Consider the following 24,122-nt stretch of genomic DNA (forward strand, 5'->3'; position numbering starts at 1 on the left):
TCACCTCAGCTTCAAAGTGGAGAGGCCGATCAGCGCGAGCACAAAGGCGATGATCCAGAAACGGATCACGATTTGCGGCTCTTTCCAGCCCTTTTGCTCGAAATGATGGTGGATCGGCGCCATCAGGAAGATGCGCCTTCCGGTCATTTTGAAATAGCCGACCTGGATGATCACCGAAGCGCCTTCCAGCACGAAAAGGCCGCCCACGATGGCGAGCACGAACTCCTGCTTGACCGAAACGGCTATCGCGCCGAGCAGTCCGCCGAGGGCGAGCGAGCCGGTGTCTCCCATGAAAATCTGCGCGGGCGGCGCATTGAACCACAAAAAGCCGAGGCCTGCGCCGATCAGGGCCGAGCAGACGATGGTGAGTTCGCCGACCCCGGTGACGTGATTGACGCCGAGATAGTTCGAGAAGATCGAATTGCCGACGAGATAGGCGAAAATCGCAAAGGTTCCGGCGGCGATCATGGAAGGCACGATGGCGAGGCCGTCGAGACCGTCGGTGAGATTGACGCAATTGCCCGCGGACACGATCACGAAGGCCCCGAAGGGAATGAAGAACCAGCCGAGATTGAGCAGGAAGCCCTTGAGCATGGGCACGGCGAGCTTCGTCGTGTCGTCGGTTCCGGCGAGCATCAGGGCGTAGCAGGCCGAGCCGGCGATCAGGAACTCCAGCAGCAGCCTCATGCGGCCGGAAAAGCCCTTGTGGGATTGCTTCGAGACCTTGAGATAATCGTCGTAAAAGCCGATGCCGCCGAAGGAGACGGTCACGAACAGCACGATCCAGACATAAGGGTTCTTCAGATTGGCCCAAAGCAATGTGCTGACGACCAGCCCGGAAAGGATCATCAGCCCGCCCATGGTGGGCGTGCCTTTCTTGGTGAGGAGGTGCGAGGCCGGGCCGTCCTCGCGGATCGGCTGGCCCTTGCCCTGCTTGATGCGCAGCGCGGCGATGATTCCCGGCCCGAACAAAAACACGAAATACAACGCCGTCGCCGCCGCGCAGGCCGCGCGGAAGGTGATGTAGCGGAAGATGTTCAGCGGTCCGAAGATATGGGAGAGTTCCGCGAGCAGCGTGAGCATTTGTATGGGGGTCCTTAACTTGCGTTCGCGGTGGAAGCGGATTTCTTGCGCAAGGCCGCTACGATTTGGCCCATGCGCGAACCATTGGAGCCTTTCACCATCACGACGTCGCCGGGACGGAGCGCCGCGACGACCAGCTCTTCGAGCTCCGACGCCGTGCGGCGATGCGCGCCCCGCATCCGCTCCGGCGCGTCGTAATAGGCGCGCGCCATGTCGGGGCCGGCGGTGAAGGCGAGATCGACTCCGGCGCGCGAGAGATCGTCGGCCAGTTCGGCGTGCAGCTCGCCGGAATGCGGTCCAAGCTCGAGCATGTCGCCCAGCACCGCGATGCGCCTTCCGCCCGACCCGACCCAAGCGGATTTGAGCAGTTCGAGCGCGGCGCGCATGGAGGTCGGGTTGGCGTTGTAGCTCTCGTCGATGAGCGTGATTTCCCCGCCTTCGACGGCGAGCTGCTCGCGAAGCCCGCGGCCTGTCGGAGGAGTGAAATCCTCCAGCGCCGCCGCCGCTTCATCGAGATCGACGTCGAACACATGCGCCGTGAGCAGCACTGCAAGCGCGTTTTGCGCCATGTGGAGGCCGGGCGCATTGATGCGGAAGTCGACGCGACGGCCGAAGACGCGCGCCTCCGCGACGCCCATCGAGCCGACGGTCTTGTAGCCGATCAGCCGGGCGTCGGAGCTTTCATGCCCGCCGAAGGTGAAGACATGCGCGGCGGGAGACGCCGCCGCGGCCCTGGCGAGACGGTCATAGGTTTCGTCGTCGCGATTGATGACCGCGACGCCGCCCTCGAGAACGCCGCCGAACACTTCCGCCTTGGCGTCGGCGATCTGCTCGATGTTCTCGAAATGCTGGAGATGCACCGCGGCGACGCGCGTCACCACCGCGACATGAGGCTTCACCTGCTCCACCAGCCCGGCAATCTCGCCGGCGTGGTTCATGCCGAGCTCAAAAACGCCGAAGCGCGTCGCGGCATGCATTCTCGCGAGCGAGAGCGGCACGCCCCACTGATTGTTGTAGGAGGCGGCGGAGGCGTGAGTCGCGCCGAAGCGCGAGAATGCGACCCTGGCCATTTCCTTGGTGGAAGTCTTGCCGACCGACCCCGTGATCGCCGCGACATAGGCCCCCGAACGCGCCCGGGCGGAAGCGCCGAGGCGTTCCAGCGCGGCCTGCACGTCTTTGACCACATAGAGCGGCCCCGCATCGGACAATTCGCGCGCATGGGCTTCGTCGACGACAGCCGCCGCGGCGCCCTTTTCATGCGCTGCACGCACGAACTCATGACCGTCGCGGGCCTCGCCCTTGATGGCCAGGAAGAGATCGCCCTTCTGCAACGTGCGCGTGTCGATCGAGACGCCGCCGATTTCGCGCGGAACGCCTCCGCCGCTCAATCGCGCATTGAGCGCCCCGAAAAGGGCGAGGCCGGTCCATAAGGGTTCCTGGATCATGAAGCATATTCCTGAAGGGCCGCCTTCACGGTCGCATGATCGGAGAAGGGGATCGTGACTTGTCCCACGATCTGGCCGGTTTCGTGGCCTTTGCCGGCGACGACCAGAACGTCGCCCGCGCGCAACTGCGCGACGCCGGCGAAAATCGCTTCACGGCGGTCGCCGATTTCCTCAACCGTCGCCGCGCCCTGTGCGCTTTCGGCGCCGGCCAGTATCGCCGCGCGGATCGAGGCGGCGTCCTCGCTGCGCGGATTGTCGTCGGTGACGATGACGACATCCGCCTTGCGCGCGGCGATCCCGCCCATCAGCGGGCGCTTGCCGCGATCGCGGTCGCCGCCGCAGCCGAACACCACGATCACGCGCCCTTTGGCGAGCGGGCGCACCGTAGCCAGCACCTTTTCCAGCGCATCGGGCTTATGGGCGTAATCGATGAAAACCGGCGCGTCCAGCCGCTTGCCCGCCAGCTCCAGCCGGCCGGGGGCGCCCTGCAGCTTTTCGAGCGCCGCCAAAACGCGGGCGGGCGCGCCGCCGCAGGCTATGGCGAGGCCGGCCGCGACCAGCGCATTTGCGGTCTGGAACGCTCCCGCGAGCGGCAACTCCACGCTGTAGTCGACGCCGGCGCAGCGCAGGCGCAAGCCGGTTGAAAAAGCGCGCTGATCGGCTTCGAGGAGCGTAATGCCGTCGCCGTTTGCGCCGACGCCGAAAGCTTTGAGCCCCGTGGCCTCGATAATGGCGCGAATGCGCGACGCCGCGTCGCTGTCGGCGTCGTAGACCGCCGTGCGGCCTGGCTCCAGCAGCGTGTCGAACAGCCGCGCCTTGGCCGCGAAATAATCTTCCATGTCGCGGTGATGATCGAGGTGATCGCGCGAGAAATTCGTGAAGGCGGCCGCAGTCAGCCTGACGCCGTCGAGCCGGCGCTGGTCGATCCCGAGGGACGACGCCTCCATGGCGAGATGGGTGACGCCTCTTCCTGCGAGTTCGTCGAGCGTGCGATGCAACTCCACAGGGCCCGGCGTGGTCAGAGAACCATAATGCGCGCCCGTATCGTCAACCACGCCGACCGTGCCGAGCGAAGCCGACCGCGCGCCGAGCTGGAGCCATATCTGGCGCAGAAAGGCGACAACCGATGTCTTGCCGCTGGTGCCCGTGACCGCGGCGATGGTTTCGGGCTGGCGCGGATAGAACCTCGCCGCCGCATGGGCGAGCGCAGCCCGCACGTCCGGAACGACGATCAGCGGCAAGCCGCATTGCGCCTCGCGCGGGGCGACCACGGCGACGGCGCCGCGCGCCTTGGCGTCGGCGACGAAGGAAAGCCCGTCCCCGGCAAAGCCCGGAATGGCGAAGAAAACAAAACCCTCGCGGATCTGGCGGCTATCCGCGCTCAGCCCGGCGATCCCGAGATCGCAAAGGCCGGCGTCGAGCGCCGCATCCGCGAGGAGTTCGCCAAGCTTCATCAATGTCCTCCGCCGCCCGATGCGGGCTGGTTTACATAGCCGAAGCCCATTCTGGCCAGCAGCGGGAAAGGCTCCTTGGGCGGATCGAAACGCGGTTGCAGATCGAGCATCGGGCCGACGCGCTCGATGATCTTGCCGGTGACGGTTCCGGAGTTATAGGCCGCAGTCGCGTAGCCGCCCGTCTCGGGCAGGCCCTGCGGCTCGTCCATGAGCGTCATAAAGAGATATTTGGGCTTGTCCGCGGGCGCGACCGCCATGAATGTGGTGAAGAGGCGGTTCTTGGCGTAATGGCCGTTGACGACCTTTTCGGCCGTTCCGGTCTTGCCGCCCACGAAATAGCCGGGGACGTCGACCTTCTTGGCGGTGCCGATTTCGGCGTTGCGGCGCATCAGAAAGCGCATCGCCTCGCTGGTCTCGGGCTTGATGACGCGCGGCGCGTCCTTCCTCGCCTCTTCCTCGTTGCGCTTCAGGAATGTGGGCGTGATGAGATAGCCGCCGTTCATCAGCGCGCCGACCGCCATCATCGCCTGCAGCGGCGCGACCGCGAGACCGTGGCCGAAGGCGATGGTCATGGTGTTGAGCTCGCCCCAGTTTTTAGGCACGATCGGCTCGGCGCTTTCGGGAAGCTCCGTGCGCATGCGCGTCAACTGGCCCATCTTGCGCAGAAAGGCCTTGTGCTTCTCGACGCCCTGCCCCAGCGCCATGCGCGCGGTGCCGACGTTCGACGAATAGGTGAATACTTCCGTGACGCTCAGCGCGCGGTTCTGCGCGTGATAATCGTGAATTTTGAATCGGCCGAAAGTGAGCGCGCTGCGGGCGTCCAGGTGCGTGTTGAGATTGACCTTGCCGCTGTCCAGCGCCATGGCGATGGTCAAGGCCTTGAAGGTCGAGCCCATCTCGTAGACGCCGACGTTGAGGCGATTGATGAGATTGGCGTCGCGGACGTCCGGCGGGCTGTTGGGGTCGTAATCCGGATAGGACGCCATGGCGACGATCTCGCCGGTGTTGACGTCCATTATGACGCTGGCGCCCGCCTTGGCCTTGAAGTGCTCGACCCCTTTGACGACTTCATCGCGCAGGGCGTGGGTCGCCTTCACGTCGAGCGACAGGGCGATCGGCTGCAGATCGTCGCGCGCAAGGCTGAATCCCGCGCCATGGAGATCGGCGAGCCCCTGGCCGTCGATATATTTCTCGATGCCCGCGATGCCGGCGTTGTCGATATTGGCGAAGCCCAGCACATGAGCGCCGAGCGGCCCGTTGGGATAGACGCGCTTGTTCTCGGCGAGCAGTCCCACGCCGGGAAGGCCGAGGTGAAACACCTCGTCGCGCTGATGCGGCGTGACCTCGCGCTTGACCCAGACGAAGCCCTTTTTAGAGCCGAGACGCTCGCGCAGCTCCTTGGCGTCGACCTGAGGCAACGCTGCGGTGAGAAGCTCCGTGGCCTCGTCCTTGTCGATCAGCCGGCGGGGTTCGGCGAAGACCGACATGGTTTTGACGTCGGTCGCCAGGATTTCCCCGTTGCGGTCCAGAAGATCGGGCCGGGAGGCGGCCACGGCCTCGGCGGCGGCGCGGCGCAGGTTCGCCGGATCGGGTTTGAATCCGAGATAGACCAGGCGACCGCCGATGATCGCATAAAGGCCGAGGAAGGCTATCGCCACCAGCCGGATGCGCGACGTGCTCGTTGAGAGGCTCGTCGAGAAGGCGACCCTCGAAAAATCGCGCAGCCGCGCTCCGACGCTCTTGCCCTTCCGGGGCCTCGCGTCGGGGGCGGTCGCCTGCGGCGCCTCAAAAAAATCGCCTGTGTGCATGGTCATCTTGGGTGTCCGGCGGTCTGCGGCTTCGTGCTTCCCTTGGATTCTTTGGCGCTACCTTTCGGCGTCGTCGGCGCGGCGCCCGGATCGGCGGGCGGCGTGCTGTCGAGCCCCAGCGCGTCGATCTTGTTGGCGATAGCGTCGACGTGAACGCCCCGCTCGGGCAGGGAGCGCGCCGTGACGATCTTGTCCACCGTGAGCGGCTGAAGATCGAGGTAGCGGTCGGCGAGCTGCTGGATGCGCTCGGGCCGGGTGAGGAAGGCCCATTCGGCGCGCAGCACGCCGATGGCGTCGCGCTCCGCCTTGATTTCGAGTCTGGTTTTCGCGATCTGCTCGGCGCGGTAGCTCGTCTGATATTTGATCGAATAGGCGTAGAGCGCGGACCCGACTAACGTCAGAATCGCGGCGATATTGAGAAAGCGCAGCATCTATTCGCCCCTCCCCTCGGCTTGGGACGGCAGGCGCGCGAGACGCAGCAGTTTGTCCTCGGCCTCGCGCGGCGTGGCGCCCGTCCGCACGCCGTAGCGCAGCTTGGCCGAGCGGGCGCGCGGATTGGCGGCGATCTCCTCAGGCCCCGGCGCTATGGGCTGACGCCCCTTGCAAACGAAGGTCGCGGCCGGCGGCGCGCGCTCGCCGGGCAGCCGGCGCGAACCGGTTTCCCCGCGCCCGCCCCGCTCGCTGAAGAAGAGCTTCACGATGCGGTCTTCGAGCGAATGGAAAGTCACCACGGCCAGAACGCCCCCCTCGCACAGCGCGCGCTCGGCGGCGTGAAGGGCGGCGACGAGCTCGCCGAGTTCGTCGTTCACCGCAATCCGCAGGGCCTGGAAGCTTCTGGTGGCCGGATGAATGTCGCCGGGCCGGCCCGGGGCGACGCGCTCGATCATCGAGGCGAGCTGCCGCGTCGTCGTGAAAGGCGTGCTCTGGCGGTCGTGAACAATGGCCCGGGCGATGCGGCGGGAAGCGCGCTCTTCGCCATAGTAGTAGAGGATATCGGCGAGGTCTTCCTCGTCCGCCTCGTTGACGATGTCGGCGGCGCTACGGCCCTGGCCCTCCATCCTCATGTCGAGCGGCCCGTCGCTGCGGAAGGAAAATCCCCTCTCCGCCTGATCGAATTGCATGGAGGAGACGCCGATGTCGAAAACCGCGCCATCGAGCGGCAAGAAGCCCCTGGCCTCCGCGATTTCCTCCAGTTCGGAGAAACGCGCTTCCGCGAGGATGAGACGGCCCCCGCTCTGCGCGACCAGGGCGCCGCCCTCCCGGATTGCGGTGGGGTCGCGGTCGAGAGCGAGGACACGCGTTCCCGGGATTTCCAGTATGGCGCGCGTATAGCCGCCGGCGCCGAAGGTGCCGTCGAGATAGCGTCCCCCGTCGCGAGGCGCCAGCGCCGCAACCGCTTCGCGCATCAGCACCGGAACATGGCGGGCGTCGGCGCCGTTCATGAAACTGCTCCTCGAGGAGAATGTAATCCCGGCTCCCGGCGCTGGACGAGGCTTCGACCGTCTCCATCGCTTCGCCATATGCTCGCAACGACGGAGCGCCCGTCCATCGAGCGCGCGCGGAACAAGCGCGCGGCGTCCCGGCGAGGGCGGGGCTTGGAACCCGGATAGCGGCGGGGCGGTCAGGGGCAAGATTAAAGCCAGGGGCGTCGAAACGGAAACGGCCGCCGCCGCGCCAATTCGGCAACCATGTTCCATTAAGCTTTGTTAGTGTTAAGACCGGGTTTACAGGATTTCGAGAATGAATCGGTTCGAGAGACCGCCGGAGGGCGCAGAAATGGGGAAATTCAAACCGTTGCGAACAGGTTTGGCTCTGGCCCTGCTGGCCGCCCCGGCCCTGGCCGAATCGATTTCGATCAAACTCGCGCCTGGAGAGACCGCCGGATTCACGCTGCAGGAGAACCCCACCACCGGCTATGTCTGGCGCCTGGATCCGGATAAGAGCCAGAACGCCGGCGTGGTCCGGCTCGACGATCTCGGCTTCTCGCCTCCCCAGCAGAAACCCGGCGCCCCGCCGATCGTCGGCGCCCCCGGCGTCCATAAATGGTCCGTGATCGCGCTGGCTTCGGGTCAGGCCAAACTGGTCCTTGTGCTGGAACGGCCCTGGGAGAAGGGAAAGGCCCCGGCGCAGACGCAAGAGGTGGACGCCAGCGTGAAGTGAGGGCGCAACCCAGTCCCCTCTCCCCGCGCACCGCGGGGAGAGGGTTAGGGTGAGGGGCCGGGGTAAAAAGAGCGAGAGGAAAACGCTTGCGCGGAATCCGTCTGTTCGAGCGCAATCGAAGCCGTGATCTGCGCGCCTACCAGACGCAGGCCGAAGAAAAGCTCTGGCGCAGATTGCGCGGCCGCCAGTTAGCAGGCTGGAAATTCGTGCGGCAGCATCCGATCGGCCCCTATTTCGGTGATTTCGTATGTCGGGAGCGCAAGCTGATTGTCGAGGTCGACGGCGCGACTCACTCCAGCGACGAAGAAATCGCCTATGACGCCCGGCGCACTACGTTCCTCGAGGAAGCCGGCTACCGCGTCCTGCGGATCAACAACATTGACGTTTCTCAATCTCTCGAAAGCGTCTGCGATACGATTCTAGCCGCATTGGAGCGTGATTGAAAAAAGCCCCAAGCCCCTCACCCTAACCCTCTCCCCGCGCACCGCGGGGAGAGGGTATCCGCCCGCGCCGCCGGGCCAAATTTCGACGTGAAAAGAGCCAGCCGGCCTGTAAGCCGGGTTTTGTATGGCGAGGCAAGGTTTCCCTCAGGCCTCGCGTGACGACCATTCATCTGGGACGGCCGTTGCCGGCCGCCTCTGGCGACCAACCCGGGCGACGGGCCCGGAGACGGGCTGAAGGCTTGCGCCCTCTGTCGCCCCTATTCGGTCTTGCTCCCGGCGGGGCTTGCCATGCCTCGGACGTTGCCGTCCGAGCGGTGCGCTCTTACCGCACCTTTTCACCCTTACCGCGTCCTGCGCGGCGGTTCGATTTCTGTGGCGCTTTCCCTGGGGTCGCCCCCGCCGGACATTATCCGGCGCCGTGTCTCCGTGGAGCCCGGACTTTCCTCTCCCTTGCGGCAGCGGTCATCCGGCCGGCTGGCTCTCATGGGATAGGGAGCCGGGGCGAGAACGTCAAGCGGCGCGCCGCAGCTTTCCCCGGCGCGGCGTCGAACTAGCTATTTTGACGGGGCTGGCCGACCGGGTTTCTCAAGACCCCTTTTTTGCGAGGAAGGCCGTCATGAATTTCCGTCGCTATTTGACTTCCATAGGCTTGGCTCTCGCCTTGCTCGCCGCGCCAGCCTCCGCCCAGCCGCAGCAAAGCCATCTCGACATGGCGATCGCCGAAACCCAAAAGGCGATCCATTACGGCACCGAGCCCCACCACGGCTCGTCCTTCATCCAGCATATCGACAACGCGATCGATCATGCGGTGATGGCGCAAAAAGCCCACCCCAACATGCACATAAAGAAAGCCATCCTCTATCTGCGTCACGGTCGCAGAATCGTCGACGGCAGCCATTGGCCGAGCATTTTGCACAAGGGCGCCACCCAGGCGACCAAGGCGCTCGGACAGCTCAAGGCCGCGAAATAGTATCGCAACCACCCTCGCCGCTCGCGATTCCGCCGTGCTAAACCGCAGGCCATGAGCGACACGGGCGGCGGAGCGAAGATCGTCGAGGTTCTGCTGCCGGTGGCGGTGGATCAGACCTATAGCTATTTCGCGCCGCCGGGCCTCGATCTCGCGCCCGGAGACAGCGTGAAGGTTCCGCTGGGCGCGCGCGACGCCTATGGCGTCGTTTGGGAAGCGGCGCCGGCGCCGGCAGCGATCGGCAATCTCAAGAGCGTGATTTCGCGCTACGACCGGCCGCCGCTCTCGCAACGCATGCGGGATTTTCTCGATTGGCTGGCGCGCTGGACCCTGACCCCGCGCGGCATGGCGCTTCGCCTCGCCACCCGCGCCGCCGAGGACGCCGCCCCGGACGCGCCCCGCCTGCTCTACCGCACCACAGGCAAGCAGCCTCAACGCCCCACTCAAACCAGGGCGCGCGTGCTGAAAACCGCCGAGGGCGGCATGACCTTCGCCAAAAAGGCGCTGATGGAGGCCGCCTCCTGCTCCGGCGGCGTCATCGACGCCCTCGTCGACGAAGGGGCGCTCGAAACCGTGACGGCGCCCCCCGCGCCCGTCGCCGAGCCGCTCGACGCCTTGTTCGGCGCGCCCAGGCTGGAGCCCAGGCAGGCTGAGGCGGCCGAGGCCCTCAGGGAAGCGGTTTTCGCCCGCGGCTATCGGCCTTTCCTGCTCGAAGGCGTCACCGGCTCCGGCAAGACCGAAGTCTATTTCGAGGCCATCGCCGCCGCTCTGCAAAACGGCGGACAGGCGCTGGTCATGATGCCGGAAATCGCGCTGACCAAGCAGTTCCTGGAGCGCTTCGCCGCGCGCTTCGGCGCGCCGCCGGCGGAATGGCACTCCGGCGTCACGCCGCGCAGGCGCGCGCGCATCTGGCGCGCTGCCGCGGAAGGCGAGGTCAAGGTCGTCGTCGGCGCGCGGTCGGCGCTGTTTCTTCCCTTTTGCGACCTGCGTCTCATCGTGGTCGACGAAGAACATGAAGGCGCCTACAAGCAGGACGAGGTGGTCTCTTATCATGCGCGCGATATGGCCGTGGTGCGCGCGCGCATCGAGCAAGCGGCGATCGTGCTCGCCTCCGCCACGCCTTCGATCGAGACGCGAGTCAACGCCGCCAGCGGCCGCTATGTCCGGCTGCATCTCGACGCGCGCGCCGGCGCCCGGCCGATGCCGGCGCTCGACGCCATAGACATGCGCGTCGCAGGCCCGGACAAGCATCGCTGGATCGCGCCGCGACTCGCTATGGCGGTGGGCGAAACCGTCGCTCGGGGCGAACAGGCGCTGCTTTTCCTCAATCGGCGCGGCTATGCTCCGCTCACTTTGTGCCGCCATTGCGGCCACAGGTTCCGCTGCCGCAATTGCGACGCCTGGCTGGTGGAGCACCGCTTCCGCCGCGCGCTGGTCTGCCACCATTGCGGCCATATGGAGCGCCGGCCCGACGCCTGCCCCGAATGCGAGGCGGAGGATTCCCTCACCGCCTGCGGACCGGGCGTCGAAAGACTGGCCGAGGAGGCGGCTATGCTCTTTCCCGACGCCCGCACGCTGGTGTTGTCGTCCGATTTTCCCGGCGGCGCGGAACGGCTGCGGCGCGAGATCGAAGAGATCGCGAGCGGCGCCTTCGACATCGTGATCGGCACCCAGCTCGTCGCCAAGGGCCATAATTTCCCCTATCTGACGCTCGTCGGCGTGGTCGACGCCGATCTCGGCCTCGGCAGCGGCGACCCGCGTGCGGCCGAGCGCACATTCCAACTGCTCGCTCAGGTGACCGGCCGCGCCGGACGCGGCGACAAGCCCGGCAGGGCCCTGCTCCAGACCTTTCAGCCCGAGCATCCGGTGATCCGTGCGCTGCTTTCGGGCGACGCCGAGGCTTTTTACGCTCAGGAGATCGCGCTGCGCGAACGCGCGGGACTGCCGCCCTTCGGCCGGCTCGCGGCGCTGATCGTTTCCGCGAAGGAGTCCGCGCTCGCGGAAAGCCATGCGCGAGCGCTGGCGCGCGCGGCGCAAAGCCTGCCGCCGACGCCGCGTTACCGCGTCGCGGCGCTGGGCGGCCTCCCTGAGGAAAACGAGATCCTCGTGCTCGGCCCGGCCGAAGCGCCGATCGCGCTCGTGCGCGGACGCTTTCGCTGGCGCCTGCTGATCAAGGCCCCGCGCAGCGCCGATCTGCAGGGCTTTTTGCGCGACATGCTGGCGGCGGGACCCAAGGAGCGCGGCGGCGTGCGCGTGCAGGTCGACGTCGACCCGCAAAGCTTTTTGTGAGCTGATCCCTCTCCCCGCGCCGCGACCGCCAACGCGGGGAGAAGGAGCGGTAACGGGAGTGGAAGCAAAAAAAATGCGGCCCGGGGAAACCGAGCCGCAGGTCAAGGAGCGGGCGTCGGGGGGATGACGCCTCGGGAAGCAAAGAAAAACTGGTAAGAATATCGGCCCTGGAGCCATAATCCCGCGCGTGAAACCCGGATTAGCGGATCATCCTGACCGTTTGACCCATATTGGTCTCTCTCTCGGTGCCGCCCTGGGGAGCGATCAATTCGGGAATCCAGGTCAAGGCGATCACGACGAAGACGACGATGCCGATGATCGCCATCAGGACTTTTCCGATTTCGGAATTGTGGTGGACTGCAAGGGGCATGGACAGCCTCGTTACCGTTATATCCGCCGCACCGTGCGGCTCTATTGGCAGCTAGCGGAGTCTCATGCGCAGGCAATGGCCTGTCTCAAAATTTCATCCATACAAAAAAGCCGCGCCGGAAATGCCGACGCGGCTGAAACAAGACTCGGTCTACATCCGGCTCAACGGATCATCCTGACGGTGCTTCCAGGATCCGACCCGCCGGGTCCGCCCTGCGGCGCCATGAGTTCCGGCACCCAAGTCAAGGCGACCATCACGAAAGCGACGACGCCGATGATGGCGAGGGCGACCTTGCCCAATTCGGAATTGTGGTGGACTGCCATCGACATGCGAAAATCCTCCCCGAACTCGAATGCTCAGGCCCCGATGGCCCGGACAGAGAGAATAATACTCCGATCACAGACTGCGACAATAGGTCGCGTCAAAAAAGTTTGACTTCACCTAAGCCATAGACATTACCCGCCGCCCACCACCCGCATCACCACGCGCGCGGTATAGTCCACCATCGGCACGATGCGGGCGTAATTGAGCCGCGTCGGCCCGATGACGCCGAGGGCGCCGACGATCCTTCTATTGGCGTCCCGCAGCGGGGCTGCGATCATCGAGGAGCCCGACAGCGAAAACAGCTTGTTTTCGGAGCCGATGAAAATGCGCACGCCCTCGCCCTCCTCGGCGCGCTCCAGGAGGTCGATGACCTCGGTCTGGGTCTCGAGATCGGCGAACAGCAGGCGGATGCGCTCCAGCTCCTCCATGGCCGTGAGGTCTTCGAGCAGATGGGCCTGCCCGCGCACGATGAGCTGGCGCCCCGATCCGCCCCAGCTCGCAAGCCCCGCATCGACCAGCCGCGCGGTCAGCGTGTCCAGCTCCGCCTGGGCGGCGGCGCGCGCCCCTTCGACCTGCGCCCGCGCTTCCGCCAGCGTGCGTCCCTTGATTCTGGCGTTGAGGTAGTTTTCGGCCTCGACAAGCGCCGAAGCGGGCAAATCGCGGGGAACCGGCAGAACCCGGTTCTCCACCGCGCCGTCCTCGGCGACGAGAATGGCCAGCACCCGCTCGGGCTCCAGCCGCACGAAGTCGATCTGCTTCAGGCGCGCGTCGTTCTTGCCGGCCACGACCACGCCGGCGACCCGGGTAAGGCCCGAAAGCAGGCTGGTGGCCTCCGTCAGCACGCCCTCGAGGTCCCGGTCCTTGGAGGCGGCCTCGACCTGAGACTTGATCTGGGCGCGCTCTTCTGCCTCGAGGTCGCCGACCTGGAGCAGCGAATCGACAAAAAAGCGCAAGCCCAGTTCGGTGGGCAGGCGACCGGCGCTGATATGAGGCGCGTAGACGAGGCCGAGCTCCTCCAGATCCTGCATCACATTGCGGATCGAAGCCGGGGAGAGCGACATCGGCAGCAGGCGAGAGAGGTGGCGCGAGCCCACCGGCTCGCCCGAAGCCAGGTAGCTGTCGACGATCTGGCGGAAAATCTCCCGTGAGCGGTCGCCGAGCTGGGGAAGGTTGGAGGGGGTTATGCGTGGCGGCATGGCTATCATCCCGCCACAATAACGCATCGGCGCGAGAACGGGAGAGGGTCCGAAGGCGTCGACCCCGCCCGGTACGGAGCCGAAGCTTCCTTTCCGAAGAGGCCGTTAATTCAGGCTGAAGACTTCACCCCAGCCGTAGGAGCCGCCTTGCATCGTCATGCCGTACAGGGCTCCGGACTTGCCGATGGCGAAGCCGAGAGGCGTCGATCCGTCTTGCCCTCCAGTGGAATTGAAGGAATGCAGGACGGTTTCATTCCATTGCGCCGGGCCCTGCTGCGGCGGCGACAGCATGTAGGCGACGCCCATGCCCCACCTGCCGCCGCCAACGGTCGTCCCGTACAAATTACCGCTGGCGTCGAAGACCAGACGGCCAAACGGCCGGGACCCATAGGGGGCCGTGTGGGTTTGCGTGACCGGGAAAGAATAGAGGATGGCCTCGCTCCACTGCGTTTGACCAGCCGCGGGCGGCGTCAGCCTGAACACCGTGCCCTGGTTCGCGGGGCCTCCATTCGCGGTCACGCCATAGAGCGCGCCCGAAGAGTCGATGATCAAATCGCCTTGCGGTCCCGCGCCGTCATTGGCCAGGCCGCCCTGGAAACCGTAGATCGACGTCAGAACCCATTGCGCCGGAGCACAGACGCCGCAGTTGGTCGGCGGCGGCGGCGGCGTCAATCTGAACACTGCGCCGCATCCCTGCGCCGCTCCCAAGCCGCAGTTCACGGCGCCGCCCAAAGTGGTGGAGCCATAGATCGCTCCCGAGGCGTCGAAAACGAGGCCCCCGGCAGGCGAGCCGCCGTCCGCGCCTCCGGTGAAATTATAAAGGACGGTGACGCCGCATCTCCGTGAACTGCTGCCCGCCGGACTGGAACAGTCGATGCTTCCATGGGCGTTCGGCGTCACCTTGTAGATCATGCCGTAGCCATGGGACCCGCCGTTCTGCGCCACGCCATAAAGCGCGCCGTCCGGTCCCAGCGCCAGATAGAGGGGGTAGTCTTGGCCATATATCGTATCCGTCCATGCGGCGAGGACGGTCATGCTCCACTGGGCCTGTCCGGCCTGTGGCGGGGCGAGCTTATAGACCACGCTGCACGGGATCTGGCCGCCGCCCTCGGCGATCCCGTAAATCGCTCCGCTCCGATCCGTCACGATTTCGCCGGGATAAGCTCCCTTGCAACCGCCCGGCGCTTGGGGGAATTGATACAGAATTGTCTCCGTCCAGGGGCCGACGCCCGACGCCGGCGGCGTGAGCTTGAACACCGCGCCACAGCCCATCCCGGCGCAACCGCCCCACACGCCGCCCTGGGCCGTTGCGCCATAAAGCGAACCGTCATCCGCGGCGATCAGACCGGCGACATACGGCGTTGCCCCGTCATTGGCGGCCGAGCCTTGAAAATAATGCAGAATGGTCTCGGTAGTCGGGACTTTTGGCCTGACCGCGCCAGCCCTGGTCGAGGTTGCGACACTCGCCGACGGCCCGGCTTCCTCCGCCCTAGCCGCGTGAGCGGCGAAAATTGCGCAGGCGACATACACCGCGCGGAAAAACAGCGAACAAATCATGTTGGACGGCTCCAATCGACGTATTCGAGAGGTGGGGCAGTAGCTTAAGTATGCGTGGAGTCACACTTTTTTTGCAAGCTTGCCCACGGTTTACGCTCCGCGTCGCGCTGGAACCGCGCGTCGCCTAGATTGCGCCGGCGCCTCCCCTGCCCTAAGACAAGGCTCCGAAAGCGGCGCGCCCCAAAAGAGATCCAACCGTGTTCAAGACCCCGACCGACACGCTCAGCGAATTGCGCTGTGAGATCGACCGTATCGACCTCGCCATGCACAAGCTGCTGATGCAGCGCGGCGAGATCATCGACCGGCTGATCGAGGTCAAGCGCGCGCAGGGCGGCGGCTGCGCCTTCCGCCCCGACCGCGAAGCCCAGATGATGCGTGCGCTGGTCGAGCGCCACCAGGGCCTGCTGCCGCTCGACGCGGTCGAAGGAATCTGGCGCATCATCGTCTCCACCTTCACTTATGTTCAGGCGCATTATTCCGTTCACGCCGACGACTCGGGCGGGGACGCGCAAATGCGGGACAGCGCGCGCTTTCACTTCGGCTTCACCGTGCCTTACGTTCCGCATCACGGGGCGGTGGCGGTGATCGAGGCGGTGGAACGCTCCGGCGGCGATCTCGGGGTGCTGCGCTCGGCCGGCGGCAGCGGCGACGGAGCCTGGTGGCTGCGCCTCGTCGGAGACGCCGCTCCGAAGATCATCGCGCGCCTGCCCTTCGTCGAACGACCCGATCACCCCGCCGGACTGCCCGTCTTCGTGGTGGCGAAGCCTGCCGCCGAACTGGGGCCGCAGGACATCGCGCTTCATTCGGTCTCGCTGGCGCAATGGAGCCACGCCGCGCCCGCCGCCATCGCTGCGGCGCAGGGCGAGATCCTCGCCAGCGCTCCCAAATCCGGCGGCTATGCGCTGCTCGTGGCGGCCCCCGCCGCCATCGGCGAAGGCGGCCTCGTGCGCGAACTCGCCAACGCCGGAGTCGTGGGCGCGAGAGTCGAATCCGTGGGCGGCCACGCCGCGCGTTTCGAGATGAACGAGGCCCGCGCCGGCGTCTTTGCGCCGAAAAGCTGAATTTCCCCAACTTCGATCCGAGAATCACAAACAGGACTTTGCGCCATGACCAGACCCGCGCCACGGGCCGAATTGATGAACATCGACGCTTACGTGCCCGGCAAGAGCGCGGCGTCCCATGTCCTCGGCGGCGCGCGCGTCTATAAGCTCTCCGCCAACGAGACTCCGCTCGGTCCCTCTCCCCGCGCAGTGGAGGCGGTGCGCGATCTCGCGCCGCAGATCGCCGATTATCCGGAAGGCTCTTCAAGCCTGCTGCGCCAGGCCATCGGCGAGCGCCACGGCCTCGATCCCGCCCGCATCATCGCGGGAGCCGGCTCCGACCAGATTCTCGAACTGCTCGCGATCGCCTATCTCGGGCGAGGCGACGAGGGCGTCTACAGCCAATACGGCTTCCTCGAATATAAGATCGTCATCATCGCCGCCGGCGCGACGCCCAAAATCGCGCCGGAGGACAATTACACCGCCAATGTCGACGCGATTCTGGAGCAGGTGACAGAGAAGACCAAGATCGTCTTTCTCGCCAACCCCAACAATCCCACCGGAACCTATCTTCCGGCGAGGGAAGTCGCGCGACTCGCCGACGCCCTGCCGCCGCAGGTGCTCCTGGTGCTCGACGCCGCCTATGCGGAATATGTGCAGGCCGAGGATTACGAGGCCGGCGTCGCGCTGGCCTCGGCGCGCGAGAATGTCGTCATGACCCGCACCTTCTCGAAGATCTATGGCCTTGCGGGCCTGCGCCTCGGCTGGGGCTACGGCCCGAAGCATGTGATCGATGCGCTGGAGCGCATCCGCTCGCCCTTCAATGTTTCGAGCCCCGCCTCCGCCGCCGGAATAGCGGCGCTGCAGGACCGCGAGCACATCGCCGCCGCCGTGGCCCATAACGCCAAATGGCTGCCGTGGCTCTCGCAGAACATCTCGGCGCTGGGCCTCGACGTGCTGCCGAGCGCGGGAAACTTCATCGCCATCCGTTTTCCTGAACAGAACGGCCTGCGCGCGGCCGACGCCGATAAATATCTCACCGGGCGCGGACTCATCCTGCGCGCGATCGGCGCCTATGGAATGCCGCAGTTTCTGCGCCTGACCGTCGGGCCTGATGAAGCCAATGAGCGCGTGGTAGCGGCGCTGAAGGACTTTATGAAAGGCGCGAGATGAGCCTGACCGAGCCGCTCTTCAAGAAACTCTGCCTCATCGGCCTCGGTCTCATCGGCTCGTCGATCGCCAGGGCCGCGCGGGCTTCCAGGGCCGTGCAGGAAATCTCCGCGCTCGACGCCTCGCCGCAGGTGCTGGCGCGGGTGCGGGAGCTCGGCATAGCCGACGACGCCGGCGGCGATATGGAGCGCGCCTTGAAGGGCGCCGATCTCGTTATACTGTGCGTTCCGGTCGGCGTCATCGGCGCGGTCGCAAAGACGGTCGCGCCCTATCTCGAAACCGGCGCGGTGCTCTCCGACGTCGGATCGGTCAAGGGCTCGGTCGTCGCCCAGATCGCGCCGCATGTGCCGCATGGCGTGCATTTCATTCCCGCCCATCCGCTCGCCGGCACGGAATATTCCGGTCCCGACGCGGGGTTTGCGACGCTGTTTCAAAATCGCTGGTGCATTCTCACGCCCGCCAGGGCGGGAGGCGACGCTGTCGAGGCGACGGCCGAATTCTGGAAAAGGCTCGGCGCCAAGGTCGAAACCATGACGACCGAGCACCACGACCTCGCGCTCGCGGTCACGAGCCATCTGCCGCATCTGATTGCTTTCAATATCGTCGGCACGGCGGCGCATCTCGAACAGGTCACGCAGTCGGAGGTCATCAAATTCTCCGCCTCCGGCTTTCGCGACTTCACCCGCATCGCGGCCTCCGACCCCACGATGTGGCGAGACATCTTCCTCAACAACCGGGAAGCCGTGCTCGAAATGCTGTCGCGCTTCAACGCCGATCTCGATGCGCTGCGCAGCATGATCGAGAAGGGCGACGGACAAGGTCTGTTCGATCTTTTCACCCGCACCCGTGCGATCAGACGCGGCATTGTGGAACAGGGCCAGGACACCGCGGCGCCGGACTTCGGCCGCACCCATTAAAAAGCGCTAAGCCAGCGGGCTTTCGCGCGCGCCTCGCGCTTTCCACAGTTGCGCGAGGAAGCCTTCCATTCGCGCCGCAATGGTCCTAATTATGCCGCCTTTCCGCCGCATCACTTGACGCATAAAGCGTTGTGCGCGAAGGAAAATCAACGCAATCGCCGAGGCGGTTGCGGTCGGTTTCGCGCGCTTGGAGAGCTGCGAAGAAAGCGATGATGACGGCCAGGACTCCGCCGGCGAAAAAGCCTCCCGAGGATAAGGTTCTCGCCTTGCGTTCCGCCTTGCGCGCGGCGCCGAAAAAACGCGCGGCGACTCCGCGCAGCCCGCTCAAGGCCGCGGTCGCGCAATTGCGTTCAGATCTGCTCGCCTTTCGCGCCAAGGGATACAGCGGCGCGGAACTCGCCGAGGTCATGCGCGAGCACGGCTTCGAAATCTCCGCACGTACATTGATGAAATATATGGCCGAATTCGCGCCGCGCAGGCCTGTCAAAAAGAAGAAGCCGCCGCCCGCTCCGACTGCGCGCGAGACGAAGGCCGCCTCTGCGCCGGCGCCGACGCCGCGCGTCACGCAACGCGCCGAACCGGCGCGCGCGTCGCTTCTCATTGCCGCTCCTCCCTCCATGCCGATGCGAAGGCGACAGGCGAGCGATGTTCTCGGCCATCGGTTCGACGAAGACGTCTAACGCTCCTTTCGCCCGAACGGAGTCGTTCGAACGACAAGCATCGCAACGAGCCGAACGAAGAGTTTTCCCGAGGCGCCCGACAGGAAAGGTTCAACCGGCATGGCGACCGCCCCCAAAACGACAAGATTCCGGACGCCCGCGTCGCTGGACACGATAAAGCGCGTCGCGATGATCGCCAATGAAAAGGGCGGCGTCGGCAAATCCGTGTTCACCCGAACGCTGGTGGATTATCTGCGCTCAAAGGGCAAACGCGTCGCCGCCTACGACGCTGACGGCAGCGTCGGCGCCACGGTGCGCGTGCTCGGAACGCGCGGCGAAAACGGGGCTATCGAACGCGAGCAGGATCCCGTCGCCGGCGTCGGCTATTACAACGGCCGCGCAGAGAATGAGCGCAACATACTGCTCGATTCGATCGAAACGGGCGAAGCGCTCTATATCCACGATCTCGCCGGAGGCCTGCTGGCCGATCTCACCCGCATCGTCGACAGCGGCGAAGGGCTCGACGGACTCATCGACGCTTTCGAGGCGCATGGCTACCGGCTTACGGTGTTCCATGTCGTTTCGCCGGACGTGGGCGCCGCGCAGTCTGTGGCCCGCTGGCTCAGTCTCGTGGGAGACCGGGCCGACCATGTAGCGGTCATCAATCTCAAACACGGAAAACCGCCGGGGGATTTTCCTTTCTGGTACGGCTTCGTCGACGCGAAGGGCGAGGCGAAAGGCGGCAAGACGCGCAAAGCGCTGCTCGACGCCGGCGGCGTCGAAATCGAGTTTCCCGCCCTGCCCTCGGGCACATTCGCCAAGCTCGACGCCGAGAACATTCGTTTTACGCGCGCCGAGAAGGCGGGAATCCTCTCGATTACCGAGCGCGCGCATATCGCGAAGTTCCTTCGCGATTTCGGCGAAAATCTCACCCCCGCCTTGCCGTTTCTAGGGTTTCAGATCGAGCAGTAGGCCGGCGCCCATGGCGCTCGCCACCCTTCACGGCGCGGCGAGGAAACGCATTCCGCCCGACCTCAATAATAATTGTGATGGTGGTGGTGATGGTAGCGCCGCCAGTGATGATGGTGATGATGGTGGTGGTGACGCCAACGCCAATGGTGATGGTGGTGGTGATGATGGTGGGGATAATAATAATATTGGGCGAGCTGCATCTCGGCGTCCCGCTCCTGGGACTTCGAGGCGTGCAAGGAGTCGGCGGCGTCGAGCAGCGCGACCGCATTGGGAATAGGCTGCAACAGCTCGGCATATGAGCGGGGCGTAAAAAGTTCTTCCACTTCTTTTGCCTGGGCCGCCCCGACCGCTCCGGCGGCCAAAGCCGTCACGGCGCCCACCAGGCCAACAGTGCTCGTTTTCATCGATTCCTCCTCGAAAGAAACATGCGTGCAATCAGATAGCGCGACTGCACGCCGGTTCTACGTCTTTGTTCGCCCCGAGACGCTACAGCAAAAGCGGCGCAAATCACAATTTGGTCCAAACGCGGGGGCTCTTGCCCCGCGCTCCAGCCGGCATATGATCGCGCGACTGGATCCGGGGAAAGAAAAATGACCTCTGCGCCGCAGCAGGAACAGGTTACGGCGGCGGTTCTCGTGATTGGGGACGAGATACTCTCCGGCCGCACGCAGGACGCCAACAGCCACTATATCGCGAATTATCTCGCTCGGGTCGGGGTCGATCTTCGCGAGATAAGGGTTGTTCCCGACTTGGAGGAAGAAATCGTCGGGGCCGTAAATGCGCTGCGCGCCCGCTATGATTACGTCTTTACGACGGGAGGCATCGGGCCGACCCACGACGACATCACCGCCGACGCCATGGCGAAGGCTTTCGCCGTCGGCATTGAGGAAAACCCCGCCGCCATCGCCATGCTGCTGGAGCGGATAAGGCCCGACCAGCTCAACGAAGCGCGCCGACGGATGGCGCGGATTCCTCTGGGCGCGGAGCTGATCGAAAACGCCATATCGAAAGCGCCCGGCTTCATGATCGGCAATGTGATCGTCATGGCCGGCGTGCCGGTCATCATGCAGGCCATGCTCGACGCGGTGGCGCTGAAGCTCAGGACCGGCGCGCGGGTGCTGGTGGAGACCGTCGACGCGGGTTCTATCCCCGAGGGGCGCTACGCCAGGGAGCTGGGGGCGCTGGCGGAGGCGTGGCCGCAGGTGAGCATCGGCTCCTATCCGCATTTCTCCAGCGACGGCGTCCGCAATCAGATCGTCCTGCGCTCACGCGATTCCGAACCACTGGCCTTGGCCAAGGAAGCCGTGCTAGCCATGCTCACGGGAAAGACCAACGACCGGCCCCCGGGGTGCTGATGGAAAACCGCAAGATTCTCGCGCTCTCCTGGGACGCCTTCCATGCCGACACCCGCGCGCTGGCCGGCCGCCTCGCGAACCGGGGCGGCTTTTCCGCCATTGCGGCGGTGACGCGCGGCGGCCTGTTCCCCGCCGGAGTGATCGCGCGCGAACTCGGCATCAGGGTGGTCGATACTGTCTGCGTCGCGAGCTACCATGAGGAAACCGAGCGCGGAGAACTCGCAGTGCTGAAGCCGCCGTCGCCCGAGCTTACCGCCCGCCCGAGCTCCGAAGTGCTCATCATCGACGATCTGGTCGATACGGGCGCAACCGCGAAGCTCCTGCGCGAAATGCTGCCGCAGGCCTATTTCGCCACCGTCTACGCCAAGCCGCAGGGACTTCCGCTGGTGGATGCTTTCGTGCGCGAAGTAGCGCAGGACACCTGGATATATTTCCCCTGGGACACCGGCCTGAGCTTCCAGGCTCCCATCGCCAAGGCGAAGAGCTAGCCCGTCCAGGGCGGCTGCCGCCCCGGCAGCCGCGATTTGCCGCCTGAGCACTCCACCCAGCCCGCCCTTTCGAGGTTGCTTAGTGACAAGCACTGAAATCCACGTCCGCATCAGTCTCAACCGCAACTTTGCGACGATGAGCCATGCGCTCGTGCGTTCATTGGCCAGGAACGCTCGTTTTCCCGGCGACTGGCGGGTGATCTTCACCGTCAGCCTCGACACCGCCGAGGATTTTTCGAGCCCGCTGTTGAGCTGGGCGAAGGACTATCCGGTGGAATTCCGATGGGTCGACCGGGATTTGTTCGAGTCCTACAGTTATGTCGGCACGCGTCTCCAATGCATCCTGCATGAGCACACCGCCGACGTTGCGCTGATCATGGATGCGGATCTGTTGTCGGTTGGGCCGTTGACGGATCTGATCGAGACGGCGGCGGCGACCGAGGCGGTCATCGCCAGGCCCGCCTGGGGGCCTCCGCACGACGTCGATCTCGGCGCGATGCTGGAAAGCCGCGGGCTGCCGGCGACGGGACACAAGATTATCTACAGCGGATATCCGGTGGCGACGCCGCTGAAATATTCCCCCGCCTATTTCAGTTTCGGGAATGTGGCTCTCTCTCGCGATATGGCGCGGCACATGTCCCGGACCTTCGCCGAAGACATCGCCTTCGTCGGAAGTCGCTACGACAGTTTCTTCAACGACCAGATAGCCTTGTGCCTCAACATAAACCGGAACGGCTACGCGCATCAGGAGATGGACGTAAAATTCAACATGGCCAACGGCGGAACCGAACCTTTTCCGGTGATGGCTTCTCCCGAAGCCGCCACCTTCTATGCGAACCGCGTCAACGCCATGCTGGACCGCCGGATAATCCACTATGCGATCAAATCCCATGAATTCGACAAGAACCGCGAGCTCGACGGCTGGGATAATCTGGTCGGCTTCTGCGCCAAAACAGATATCCGCGGCGTGATGAACGTCCTGTTGCAGACGGGTTTCCGGGAAATCCTCTGAAACAACGGAACACAGGCGAGGCGGCTGTTCGGGACAGCCTCCCCCGAACCTTACTTATGCGGGACCGGAACCCACCATTGGAGCCATTTCGGTTCGCGCGCCGTGCCGATGGACGCGAGATATTTCGCGATATTGGAGGCGTCCTGCAAGGTGGCGCCCGTGCCCGCGAAAGACCTCATGCCGCCTTCCCTGGCGTCGCCCCACATGGCGCTGCTGACGTCGCCGGCCTCCGTGTGCTGGATGTTCGGCCCCATGCCGCCCGCGCCATTGCCGCCATGGCATCCATAGCAGTTGAAACGCAGCCAGGCCCTGCGGCCTTCTCCAACGGCGTCGAGAGCATGGGCCGAACCCAGCGAAGACGCGATCATCCCAAATGCGACGTAGAAGCTGATTGTGCGCATTAAACAATCCTCCAGGCGCAAGAGCGCCGAGTTTGAACACAGCCGAATTTATTTCTCAGGCCATTGATTACGCAGGCTTCACCGAAAACCGCTTCGCGCTTTTCGTGAACGGGCTAATGATTGTCGCGCGGCGAAGCATCCGCCGCCCGCTCCGCTTTCGGCGGAGAACCGACCGTGGGAATTCCGTAGTCTTTCAGGATCGTCGCGATCTCGGCCTCGTGGCGGTCGAGCGCTTCCTGGAGCCGGTCTTTAAGAACGGCGTCGGATTTTCTGACCCCGATGGACATAGGGAACACGAAAGTCTGGTCGGGCGATTTGGGATCGTCGAGAACGGCCTCGACCCCAAGCTCGCTTCCATGCGCTTTTGCGAAATAGCCCCCGAAGGGCCCCCAGACGAAGGCGACGTCGATCCCTCCGTCCACTACGGCTTTGACGATTTCGCCCTGGGGCGAGCCCGTCTCTTCCTCCGACCACATCGGAAAGGGCGTGATATTCTTATTGGCGCCGCGCCGTGAAAGCGCTACGGCCGGCGGCGTGGTCGCGCCTTCATTGCCGACCAGTTGTAATCCGATACGCGCTTTTTGCAGCCAGGCGTCGTCGAAGGACGAGAAGCGTCTGTCGTCGCCGGATCTCATCACCACGACATAGCTCGATGAGAAATATGGGCGCGTCGTCGCAACCAGAGACAGACCGTTGGGAACGCTGATGACCGCATCGCACCGATTTATCAGCAGGGTGCGGCCCAGAAATCCCTTGTGCTCGGCGAACCAGAAATAATCGAGCTCCATATGGAGGTCGTCGGCCAGAATCTGCGCGATCTTATTCTCGAAACCCTCCCGGGCCTTATTGGAATAAGGCAGATTTCCCGGATCGGCGCAGACCGTCAGCCTTGTTTTGGACTCTGGCGACCCATCTCCTCCATAAGCCGACGACGCAAGGAGCGCCGCAGAGCCGATGGCGGCGATGACGCCGGCCAAGGCGTTGTGAATTTGCAGCATGGCGCGTTGCCTCA

The 24,122-nt window shown here is 64.9% G+C and carries 25 protein-coding genes and 1 other RNA gene; 12 read left to right on the plus strand and 14 right to left on the minus strand.

Going from position 1 to position 24,122, the window contains the following annotated elements:
- Genes mraY through rsmH form a run of 6 tightly spaced genes read right to left on the minus strand, consistent with a single transcriptional unit; the run spans window position 1 to window position 7,232 of the window.
- Window positions 1-1,083 (minus strand): phospho-N-acetylmuramoyl-pentapeptide-transferase, encoded by a 1,083-nt coding sequence (gene mraY, locus H2LOC_RS08280; RefSeq protein ID WP_136495969.1) that lies wholly within the window; start codon window positions 1,081-1,083, stop codon window positions 1-3.
- Window positions 1,084-1,097: 14 nt separating this feature from the next.
- Window positions 1,098-2,528: a UDP-N-acetylmuramoylalanyl-D-glutamyl-2,6-diaminopimelate--D-alanyl-D-alanine ligase gene (locus tag H2LOC_RS08285; protein WP_136495970.1), complete on the minus strand. Its 1,431-nt coding sequence runs from the start codon at window positions 2,526-2,528 to the stop codon at window positions 1,098-1,100.
- Window positions 2,525-3,982, minus strand: a complete 1,458-nt coding sequence (locus H2LOC_RS08290) for a UDP-N-acetylmuramoyl-L-alanyl-D-glutamate--2,6-diaminopimelate ligase (RefSeq protein ID WP_136495971.1) — start codon at window positions 3,980-3,982, stop codon at window positions 2,525-2,527. The genes H2LOC_RS08285 and H2LOC_RS08290 overlap by 4 nt, the downstream gene beginning before the upstream one ends.
- The gene (locus tag H2LOC_RS08295; protein WP_246207082.1) at window positions 3,982-5,796 is read right to left on the minus strand and encodes a peptidoglycan D,D-transpeptidase FtsI family protein; all 1,815 of its coding nucleotides are present in this window, start codon (window positions 5,794-5,796) and stop codon (window positions 3,982-3,984) included. Before H2LOC_RS08295 ends, H2LOC_RS08290 begins: the two co-directional genes overlap by 1 nt.
- Window positions 5,793-6,221 (minus strand): cell division protein FtsL, encoded by a 429-nt coding sequence (gene ftsL / locus H2LOC_RS08300; protein ID WP_136495972.1) that lies wholly within the window; start codon window positions 6,219-6,221, stop codon window positions 5,793-5,795. Before ftsL ends, H2LOC_RS08295 begins: the two co-directional genes overlap by 4 nt.
- Window positions 6,222-7,232 (minus strand): 16S rRNA (cytosine(1402)-N(4))-methyltransferase RsmH, encoded by a 1,011-nt coding sequence (gene rsmH / locus H2LOC_RS08305; protein ID WP_136495973.1) that lies wholly within the window; start codon window positions 7,230-7,232, stop codon window positions 6,222-6,224. It lies immediately after the preceding gene.
- A 298-nt stretch (window positions 7,233-7,530) separates the two neighbouring features.
- Here rsmH and H2LOC_RS08310 point away from each other — a divergent pair, with 298 nt between their 5' ends.
- A complete protein-coding gene (locus H2LOC_RS08310) occupies window positions 7,531-7,950 on the plus strand; it encodes a protease inhibitor I42 family protein (RefSeq protein WP_136495974.1) in 420 nt (139 codons plus the stop codon).
- 86 nt (window positions 7,951-8,036) lie between these two features.
- Window positions 8,037-8,393, plus strand: a complete 357-nt coding sequence (locus tag H2LOC_RS08315) for an endonuclease domain-containing protein (RefSeq protein WP_136495975.1) — start codon at window positions 8,037-8,039, stop codon at window positions 8,391-8,393.
- A gap of 93 nt (window positions 8,394-8,486) precedes the next feature.
- Here H2LOC_RS08315 and rnpB read toward each other — a convergent pair.
- An RNA gene (gene rnpB / locus H2LOC_RS08320) (RNase P RNA component class A) lies at window positions 8,487-8,871 on the minus strand.
- A 138-nt stretch (window positions 8,872-9,009) separates the two neighbouring features.
- Here rnpB and H2LOC_RS08325 point away from each other — a divergent pair.
- Both H2LOC_RS08325 and H2LOC_RS08330 read left to right on the plus strand, forming a co-directional pair.
- On the plus strand, window positions 9,010-9,363 hold the full coding sequence (locus H2LOC_RS08325) for a small metal-binding protein SmbP (RefSeq protein WP_136495976.1): 354 nt from the start codon (window positions 9,010-9,012) through the stop codon (window positions 9,361-9,363).
- Between the two features lie 51 nt (window positions 9,364-9,414).
- Window positions 9,415-11,649: a primosomal protein N' gene (locus H2LOC_RS08330; protein WP_136495977.1), complete on the plus strand. Its 2,235-nt coding sequence runs from the start codon at window positions 9,415-9,417 to the stop codon at window positions 11,647-11,649.
- A 199-nt stretch (window positions 11,650-11,848) separates the two neighbouring features.
- Here the strand turns inward: H2LOC_RS08330 and H2LOC_RS21525 are convergent, their stop codons facing one another.
- The 4 genes from H2LOC_RS21525 to H2LOC_RS08345 all read right to left on the minus strand — a co-directional run bounded on the left by H2LOC_RS21525 (window position 11,849) and on the right by H2LOC_RS08345 (window position 15,096).
- A complete protein-coding gene (locus tag H2LOC_RS21525; protein WP_202620550.1) occupies window positions 11,849-12,019 on the minus strand; it encodes a hypothetical protein in 171 nt (56 codons plus the stop codon).
- Between the two features lie 161 nt (window positions 12,020-12,180).
- Entirely contained in the window at window positions 12,181-12,348 is a 168-nt protein-coding gene (locus tag H2LOC_RS21530; protein WP_154331601.1) for a hypothetical protein, read from the minus strand.
- A 126-nt stretch (window positions 12,349-12,474) separates the two neighbouring features.
- Window positions 12,475-13,539 (minus strand): heat-inducible transcriptional repressor HrcA, encoded by a 1,065-nt coding sequence (hrcA, locus tag H2LOC_RS08340; protein ID WP_246207083.1) that lies wholly within the window; start codon window positions 13,537-13,539, stop codon window positions 12,475-12,477.
- A 105-nt stretch (window positions 13,540-13,644) separates the two neighbouring features.
- Window positions 13,645-15,096 (minus strand): choice-of-anchor tandem repeat GloVer-containing protein, encoded by a 1,452-nt coding sequence (locus tag H2LOC_RS08345; protein WP_136495979.1) that lies wholly within the window; start codon window positions 15,094-15,096, stop codon window positions 13,645-13,647.
- Between the two features lie 197 nt (window positions 15,097-15,293).
- Here H2LOC_RS08345 and H2LOC_RS08350 point away from each other — a divergent pair, with 197 nt between their 5' ends.
- The 5 genes from H2LOC_RS08350 to H2LOC_RS08370 all read left to right on the plus strand — a co-directional run bounded on the left by H2LOC_RS08350 (window position 15,294) and on the right by H2LOC_RS08370 (window position 19,854).
- Window positions 15,294-16,157 (plus strand): chorismate mutase, encoded by an 864-nt coding sequence (locus tag H2LOC_RS08350; RefSeq protein ID WP_136495980.1) that lies wholly within the window; start codon window positions 15,294-15,296, stop codon window positions 16,155-16,157.
- 45 nt (window positions 16,158-16,202) lie between these two features.
- Entirely contained in the window at window positions 16,203-17,309 is a 1,107-nt protein-coding gene (hisC, locus tag H2LOC_RS08355) for a histidinol-phosphate transaminase (RefSeq protein WP_136495981.1), read from the plus strand.
- Complete coding sequence (locus H2LOC_RS08360) at window positions 17,306-18,223, plus strand: prephenate/arogenate dehydrogenase family protein (RefSeq protein WP_202620551.1); 918 nt, start codon at window positions 17,306-17,308, stop codon at window positions 18,221-18,223. Before hisC ends, H2LOC_RS08360 begins: the two co-directional genes overlap by 4 nt.
- Window positions 18,224-18,435: 212 nt before the next feature.
- Window positions 18,436-18,903, plus strand: coding sequence for a hypothetical protein (locus H2LOC_RS08365; protein ID WP_136495982.1), 468 nt, complete (start codon window positions 18,436-18,438; stop codon window positions 18,901-18,903).
- A gap of 99 nt (window positions 18,904-19,002) precedes the next feature.
- Window positions 19,003-19,854, plus strand: coding sequence for a nucleotide-binding protein (locus H2LOC_RS08370; protein ID WP_136495983.1), 852 nt, complete (start codon window positions 19,003-19,005; stop codon window positions 19,852-19,854).
- A gap of 62 nt (window positions 19,855-19,916) precedes the next feature.
- Here the strand turns inward: H2LOC_RS08370 and H2LOC_RS08375 are convergent, their stop codons facing one another.
- Complete coding sequence (locus H2LOC_RS08375) at window positions 19,917-20,258, minus strand: hypothetical protein (RefSeq protein WP_136495984.1); 342 nt, start codon at window positions 20,256-20,258, stop codon at window positions 19,917-19,919.
- A 186-nt stretch (window positions 20,259-20,444) separates the two neighbouring features.
- On the opposite strand from H2LOC_RS08375, the gene H2LOC_RS08380 reads away from it, so the two are divergent.
- From H2LOC_RS08380 to H2LOC_RS08390, 3 genes are all read left to right on the plus strand, one after another.
- Complete coding sequence (locus H2LOC_RS08380) at window positions 20,445-21,209, plus strand: competence/damage-inducible protein A (RefSeq protein ID WP_136495985.1); 765 nt, start codon at window positions 20,445-20,447, stop codon at window positions 21,207-21,209.
- Window positions 21,209-21,697 carry a xanthine phosphoribosyltransferase gene (gene gpt / locus H2LOC_RS08385; protein WP_136495986.1) on the plus strand — a complete coding sequence of 163 codons (489 nt, stop codon included), beginning with the start codon at window positions 21,209-21,211 and terminating at the stop codon, window positions 21,695-21,697. The genes H2LOC_RS08380 and gpt overlap by 1 nt, the downstream gene beginning before the upstream one ends.
- A gap of 82 nt (window positions 21,698-21,779) precedes the next feature.
- Entirely contained in the window at window positions 21,780-22,709 is a 930-nt protein-coding gene (locus H2LOC_RS08390; RefSeq protein WP_136495987.1) for a hypothetical protein, read from the plus strand.
- Window positions 22,710-22,759: 50 nt separating this feature from the next.
- Here H2LOC_RS08390 and H2LOC_RS08395 read toward each other — a convergent pair whose 3' ends face one another.
- Together H2LOC_RS08395 and H2LOC_RS08400 are read right to left on the minus strand one after the other, a co-directional pair.
- Window positions 22,760-23,110 carry a hypothetical protein gene (locus H2LOC_RS08395; protein ID WP_136495988.1) on the minus strand — a complete coding sequence of 117 codons (351 nt, stop codon included), beginning with the start codon at window positions 23,108-23,110 and terminating at the stop codon, window positions 22,760-22,762.
- Between the two features lie 113 nt (window positions 23,111-23,223).
- Window positions 23,224-24,108, minus strand: a complete 885-nt coding sequence (locus H2LOC_RS08400) for a quinoprotein dehydrogenase-associated putative ABC transporter substrate-binding protein (protein ID WP_162009726.1) — start codon at window positions 24,106-24,108, stop codon at window positions 23,224-23,226.
- Window positions 24,109-24,122 lie beyond the last annotated feature (14 nt).

This window comes from Methylocystis heyeri, from assembly GCF_004802635.2.
Lineage (GTDB): Bacteria > Pseudomonadota > Alphaproteobacteria > Rhizobiales > Beijerinckiaceae > Methylocystis > Methylocystis heyeri.